The sequence below is a fragment of the Hyphomonas sp. genome (assembly GCF_040882205.1).
GTDB lineage: Bacteria > Pseudomonadota > Alphaproteobacteria > Caulobacterales > Hyphomonadaceae > Hyphomonas.
The window spans coordinates 1-6,154 of record NZ_JBBEBT010000098.1; the positions used below are offsets into that span (position 1 = coordinate 1).

Annotated in this window: 6 protein-coding genes and 1 pseudogene; 2 read left to right on the plus strand and 5 right to left on the minus strand. The window is 65.5% G+C overall.

All coding sequences use genetic code 11. The features are described 5' to 3' along the window. Positions 1-363 (plus strand): annotated as a pseudogene (locus WEA77_RS04100) (hypothetical protein); the annotation flags it as partial. 5 nt (positions 364-368) lie between these two features. On the opposite strand, the gene tgt reads toward WEA77_RS04100, so the two are convergent. The 4 genes from tgt to WEA77_RS04120 all read right to left on the minus strand — a co-directional run bounded on the left by tgt (position 369) and on the right by WEA77_RS04120 (position 4,298). Next, positions 369-1,511 (minus strand): tRNA guanosine(34) transglycosylase Tgt, encoded by a 1,143-nt coding sequence (tgt, locus tag WEA77_RS04105; protein WP_368066592.1) that lies wholly within the window; start codon positions 1,509-1,511, stop codon positions 369-371. A 46-nt stretch (positions 1,512-1,557) separates the two neighbouring features. Beyond that, positions 1,558-2,697, minus strand: a complete 1,140-nt coding sequence (locus WEA77_RS04110; protein WP_368066594.1) for a serine hydrolase domain-containing protein — start codon at positions 2,695-2,697, stop codon at positions 1,558-1,560. A gap of 199 nt (positions 2,698-2,896) precedes the next feature. Beyond that, complete coding sequence (locus WEA77_RS04115; protein ID WP_368066599.1) at positions 2,897-3,769, minus strand: division plane positioning ATPase MipZ; 873 nt, start codon at positions 3,767-3,769, stop codon at positions 2,897-2,899. A 64-nt stretch (positions 3,770-3,833) separates the two neighbouring features. After that, positions 3,834-4,298, minus strand: a complete 465-nt coding sequence (locus tag WEA77_RS04120) for a hypothetical protein (protein WP_368066596.1) — start codon at positions 4,296-4,298, stop codon at positions 3,834-3,836. A gap of 49 nt (positions 4,299-4,347) precedes the next feature. Here WEA77_RS04120 and panC point away from each other — a divergent pair, with 49 nt between their 5' ends. Next, on the plus strand, positions 4,348-5,244 hold the full coding sequence (gene panC / locus WEA77_RS04125; RefSeq protein ID WP_368066597.1) for a pantoate--beta-alanine ligase: 897 nt from the start codon (positions 4,348-4,350) through the stop codon (positions 5,242-5,244). Here the strand turns inward: panC and WEA77_RS04130 are convergent. After that, the coding region (locus WEA77_RS04130) for a histidinol-phosphate transaminase (protein WP_368066598.1) at positions 5,228-6,154 on the minus strand (927 nt) is incomplete at its 5' end. The two genes, panC and WEA77_RS04130, sit on opposite strands and share 17 nt — an antisense overlap.

Genomic DNA, 6,154 nt, shown 5'->3' on the forward strand with positions numbered 1-6,154 from the left:
GAGATTACCTGCGAGGAGATCATCACCCTGATCCGGGACCTCGACGGGGTCCTCGGGCCTGACTGGGACACGTCCAGCCCCGACGAGCGGCTGCAAACGGAGAAGCTGGCGGACGACGCGGCCGAGGCGGCGCTCGGCGCAGTCAAATCCGGCGTGACCGGGTGGATCCCCTACCGCGGTGTGCTGCGGGAGGCGACCGGCGCGGCAGGGCACATGCGAAAGTATAACCTGGCCTACAAGATCGGGGCCCAGCGCCGGACCTATCTCAAGGGGATAGGACTGGCGATGCAGTGCGACTTGCCGGCGAGGCCGGACTTTGAGGCCATCGCCGCCGAGACTGAAGGGCGCATCATCTACAAGTAGCCGGCTCAGCTGGCCGCATCGCGCGGACGAGACCGCGTGGAGGCCCAGGCTGCAGACAGGCGCGCGCGCAGGGCTTCGAACCGGCCCTCGGCAATCGCGGCGCGCATCTGCGCCATCAGCGCCTGGAAGAAGGCGGTGTTGTGCCAGGAGAGCACCATGGGGCCGAGATATTCGCCGGCCTTGAAAAGATGGTGCAGGTAGGCACGCGAGAAGTCGCGGCTGGCCGGGCTGCTGACAGCTTCGTCCAGCGGCGCGAGGTCTTCGGCGAACCTTGCATTGGTGACGTTGATGGGCCCGTCCCAGGTCCAGGCCTGGCCGTGGCGGCCGGAGCGTGTGGGCAATACGCAGTCGAACATGTCGATGCCGCGCGCAACGCTTTCGACGAGATCAATGGGCTTGCCGACGCCCATGACGTAACGCGGCAGGTGGGGCGGCAGGTGGGGCACCGTGAAGTCGATGGTGTCGCACATCTGCTGGTGGCCTTCGCCAACCGCGAGGCCGCCGAGCGCGATGCCGCCGAAGCCCTGTGCGGCGACGCCTTTGGCAGAGCGTTCGCGCAGCGCCGGGAAGTTCGAGCCCTGCACGATGCCGAACAGGGTCTGCGCGCCGCGCTCACCGAAGGCCTCGAGGCTGCGTTCGCCCCAGCGCAGCGACAGCTCGAGGCTGCGACCGGCTTCCTGCGCGGTGCAGGGAAAGTTCGTGCACTCATCAAGCTGCATGGAAATGTCGGCGCCGAGGAGGTCGGCCTGGATCTGGATGGAGCGGGCCGGCGTGAGGCGGTGGGTTGAGCCGTCGATATGGCTCTGGAAAGTCACGCCGTCGGCGTCCATCTTGCGCAGCTGCGCCAGCGACCAGACCTGGAAGCCGCCGCTATCTGTCAGCATCGGGCCGGACCATTTGGCGAAGGCGTGCACGCCGCCGAGCCTCTTCACACGCTCGGCGCCGGGGCGCAGCATCAGATGGTAGGTGTTGGCGAGGATGATGTCGGCGCCGGCCTCCTTCACCTGGTCCATGTAGAGGGCTTTCACGGTGGCGGCGGTGCCAACCGGCATGAAGGCGGGTGTGCGGATATCGCCGCGCGGCGTAACGAGGCGCCCGGTGCGGGCTGCGCCTTCGGTTGCGCTGATTTCGAAAGGAAAGGTTGCCATGGGGGCGGCCTATAGGCCGGAGCCCCTGTGAAGCCAAGCGCCGGGTTCAGGATGCCATCACGCCCCACGCCGCCATCAGCATCGCGAAGGCCCGCATGTCGCCTGTGGTCGTCGGCGCCATCTTGTTCATGGCGTAGGCGTAGGTGGCGCGCGCATCCATGTCGCTGACGACGAGGGAGCCGCCATAGCCGCCCCAGAAGACGCTGTTGGGATTCGGGAACGCCACCATGCCGCCGGCGAGGCCGAAGCCCATGCCGTAACGGACCGGGATGCCGAGGATAAGGTCGGTGCCTTCGATCTGGAGTTCGAGGGCCTTGCGGACGCCGGCTTCAGACAGGATCTGCTTGCCGTTGGCAAAGCCGCCATTCGCCATCAGAGACTGGACAGCCGCCACGGAGCGCGCATTGCCGGTGCCGCCGGCCGCAGGGATCTCGGCGCCGCGCCAGGCGCGGGTTCGGGTGTCCAGAGGGTTGATCGGCGGATTGCTCGACATATTGGTGACGAGTTCGTCAGCCGAACCGTTGCCGAGTGCGCCGCTTGCCGGGGGCGGCGTCAGTTCGGCGACGCGGTGATCTTCCGTGGACGCAAGACCGATGTGGAAGTCGGCGCCGATGGGCCCGGCGATTTCCTTCGCAAACAGTTTGCCAACGGTTTCGCCGGCCACGCGGCGGATGACTTCGCCCACGAGGTAGCCTTGCGTCATCGCGTGGTAGCCGGGCGCGGTGCCGGGCTTCCAGTAGGGGGCCTGCGCGGCGAGGAGGCTGGTCGCCTTCTCCCAGTCATAAAGGTCTTCGCGCACCAGCGGTTCCTTCCAGCCGGAGAGGCCGGCGGCGTGGCTCATCAGGTGGGCGACGGTGACATCGGCTTTGCCGTTGGCGGCAAACTCAGGCCAGTATTTTGCGACCGGCGCTGTGAAATCGAGCGCGCCCTTGTCGGCGAGGTAAAGCGCAGTGAGCGCCGTCATCGTCTTGGTCGTCGAATAGACGTTGACGAGGGTGTCCTTTTCCCAGGGCTTGGTCTGCGCCTCGTCGCCGTAGCCTGCCCAGATGTCGACGACAGGCTTGCCTTCCAGCGTCATGCAGAAGCTGGCGCCGTTTTCGGCGCCGCTGGCGAAGTTCGCTTCGAAGGCCGCCTTCACCGGCGCGAACCGGTCTTGTGCAAATCCGCTGGCTTTGACGCTGGTCATGCATTCCTCCCGCCCCGCCAGCGTCCGGTTGTCCGGGATCGTCCGGGCGCGGACCCCGTCGGATTTACGAACGGACGCAAGGCCTGACAATACCTTCCGCAGGGGCGCATACCTTCCGCAGGGGCCCCATACCTTCCGCTGGGGCCCATACCTTCCGAAGGGGCGCAGGGCCCATGGCAGCGGTCAGACGTGCGGGTGTTCAGAACGTGATTTCGAGGCCGGCAAGTTCGGGCAGCTGAAGCACGATCACCAGATCGCGCAGCTCCTGGCGGGCTGCCTTGTGGCTCATCGAGAAGGCCACATTCGCGGATGTCTCGGTCAGATCCAGCAGGGTGAGGCCGGCCGGGAAGAGTTCGCGGTAGATCACGCGCTCTGACAGGCCCGGGGCGAGGCGGAAGCCGATGCGCTTGGAGAGGTTTTGCAGCGCGCCGCCGACGCGTTCCTTGTTGCGGGCTGCCAGCGGCGACATGCGGTTGCGCATCACGACCCAGTCGATCGGGCGGCGCGAGGTCTGCGCCTTTTTCTTGCGGCAGGTCCAGACCATCTCGGAATAGAAGCTTGGACGCAGGACTTCCAGCGTTTGCGGGTTCACGTCGCCGAGGAGGTCGAAGTCCACGAAGCTGTCGTTCAGCGGCGTGATCAGCGTGTCGGCATACATGTGCGCCAGGCGCGACAGGAAGGTGTCGCCGCCGGGCGCGTCGATGATGATGAAATCGCACTCGCGCTTCAGGCGGGCGAGCGAGGTGAGGAAGCGCTTGCTTTCCTCGGCTTCGGCCTTGTCGAGATCGCGCTCCGGGCTGGCTTCGACGCGAACGATTTCCGGCATCGAGAGCCTCGCGGCGGTGTTCTGCATCCAGCGGGTGCGGTTTTCGAGATAGCGGGTCAGCGAGCGCTGGCGCACGTCGAGGTCGATGACGCCGACTTTCTTGCCGATGCAGAGCAGCGCCACGCTGAGATGGATCGAGACGGTGGATTTGCCCGCCCCGCCCTTCTCGTTGCCGATAACAATGACGCGTGCCTCAGCTGCCTGCTGCGGAATGTCAGCCGGGCCCGTCCCGCTCAAGGAAGACATCCCATCGGCGGGCATCGAGGCTACTCCACAATCTGCACGGCGCGGGGCCGGCTAAACCAACAAATCACGCAACGCGTAGCAGTGATTCAATAGACGTGGGGGGTTTCTGAAGTGTTAGGGAGCTTTCGATGAAGAGGTCATCTTCATCGAAGGCCACAACATTCGTGAGCATCGGCGCCGGAGCGGCGATCTCGTCGAACAGCGCCGGATCAAGCGACACGGCGCAGGCTGGCATCGGTGTGTAGGCCGCTTCGCCGTGCAGCGGCATCCTGGTGAGGTTTGACAGGACCGCCCGCAGACCGGACAGGGCGCCCGACACCCGGCCATATTCCTGATCAAGCATGTAGGCTTCGGCAGACACCGCCGCCTGGCGCCGTTCGAACATCCAGTCGTCCGACAGATCCTCCGGTTCGGCGCCGCTTCGCAGGGCATCCGGCTCGCGGATATCGATGCGGGCCTTGCGCAGACCCAGCGAGACGGCCCCATACATGGCCAGCGAACGAACGGTGTTAACGATGCGGTATGTCATGACTTGGAAATTCCGGCCTATGGGTTAACAACCCGTTTACAACAGCCTGATGCGGGACCGGATCAAAGTGAAATTCACGACAGAAAACACGGTTGCCGTCGTGCGCACGCGTGTGGCCTTGCAGCAACAGGTGCGTGCCTGGAAAGCCGCAGGTGAGACGGTCGGTTTCGTCCCTACCATGGGGGCCCTCCATTCGGGTCACATCTCCCTCGTTGAAAAGGCGAAGGAAAACGCGGGCCGCACGATCACCAGCCTGTTCGTTAACCCGGCACAGTTCGCGCCGGGTGAGGATTTCGGGACATACCCGCGCCAGGAAGACGACGACCTTGCGCTGCTGTCGGCTGCCGGATGCGACCTCGTTTATTTGCCGACTGTTGCAGAAATATATCCCGATGGTTCGGTTACGGACGTTCGGGTGAACGCCATGTCGGACCTGCTGGACGGAATCTACCGGCCGCACTTCTTTTATGGCGTGGCGACGGTGGTGGCGCGTCTGTTCCTGCACGTGCAGCCGGACACCGCCGTGTTCGGGGAGAAGGATTACCAGCAGTTGCAGATCATCCGCCGGATGGTGCGCGATCTCGGGTTCCCGATAAACATCATTGGCGGCGAGACGAAGCGGGATGGAGACGGCCTCGCCCAGTCTTCCCGCAATCTCTACCTCGCGGCGGACGAGCGGCGCGCGGCGGGCGCACTGTTTGCGGCGCTGCACCGGGCATCGGTGCGACTGTCGCTGGGCGCCCTGCCCGGCGATGTGAGCGCCGAGGCCGAAGCGCACCTGATGCGCGCGGGTTTCCGGAGTGTGGATTATATCGCGCTGGTCGATCCCGGCACCCTGGCCCTATTGCCGGCGGACGCGCCGATGCCGGGGGGCGCCGCCCGGCTGCTGGGCGCGGCGTGGCTGGGGCGTACGCGCCTGATCGACAATATCAGCGTGACGCGGTGAAGGCTTTCAGCGCGTCCAGGCAGCGCGTGTTATCCTCGGCGCTGCCGACCGTGATGCGCAGCTTTGTCGCCAGGCCGTAGCCGCCCATTGCGCGCACGAGAACCGAACCGTCTTTCAGGTGCTGGTGCGCGGCGGCGGCGCGCTCCGCCGAGCCGAATTCGCAGACGACGAAGTTTGCGTGCGAAACCGGCGTCGTCAGTCCCATGGCATTGAGGGCGTGCGTCAACGTGGCGCGCCAGGCGGTATTGTGCGCGCGCGACATCGTCAGGAAGGCCTCGTCGCCAACGCTGGCGATACCCGCCTCGACCGCCAGCGTGTTCACGTTGAACGGGCCACGGATCCGCTGGAACGTGTCGGCAATCGGCTTCGGCATATAGGCCCAGCCAAGGCGCAAGGCAGCGAGGCCGTAGATTTTGGAAAAGGTGCGCATCATCACGGTCGTGTCACGCCGGTCGACAAGGTCGCGCAGCGCGGCTTCATAGTCTGGCCCGAGATACTCCGAGTACGCACCGTCGACCACGAACAATACATGCGGGGGCAGCGCGTCCTGCAAGGCCTTAAGCGCCTCCAGCGCCAGCATTGTGCCGGTCGGGTTGTTGGGGTTGGCGAGGAACAGGATCCTTGTCTGCGCAGACACCGCGCCGAGGATGGAGTTCACGCCGGCTGTCATGTCCGTCTCGGGCGCCTTTATGGCGGCGGCGCCGTGGGCGCGCGCGGAGACTTCGTACATGGAGAAGGCGTGCTCGGTGAACAGCACTTCGTCGCCGGGCCCGGCATAGCACTGGGTCAGCAGGTGGATGATCTCGTCCGAGCCGGCCGATGTGACAACGCGGGAGGCGTCGGTGATGCCTTTTGCCCGGGCAATGGCTTGGCGCAGAGCGGTGTAGTCGGGGTCCGGATAGACCTGCAG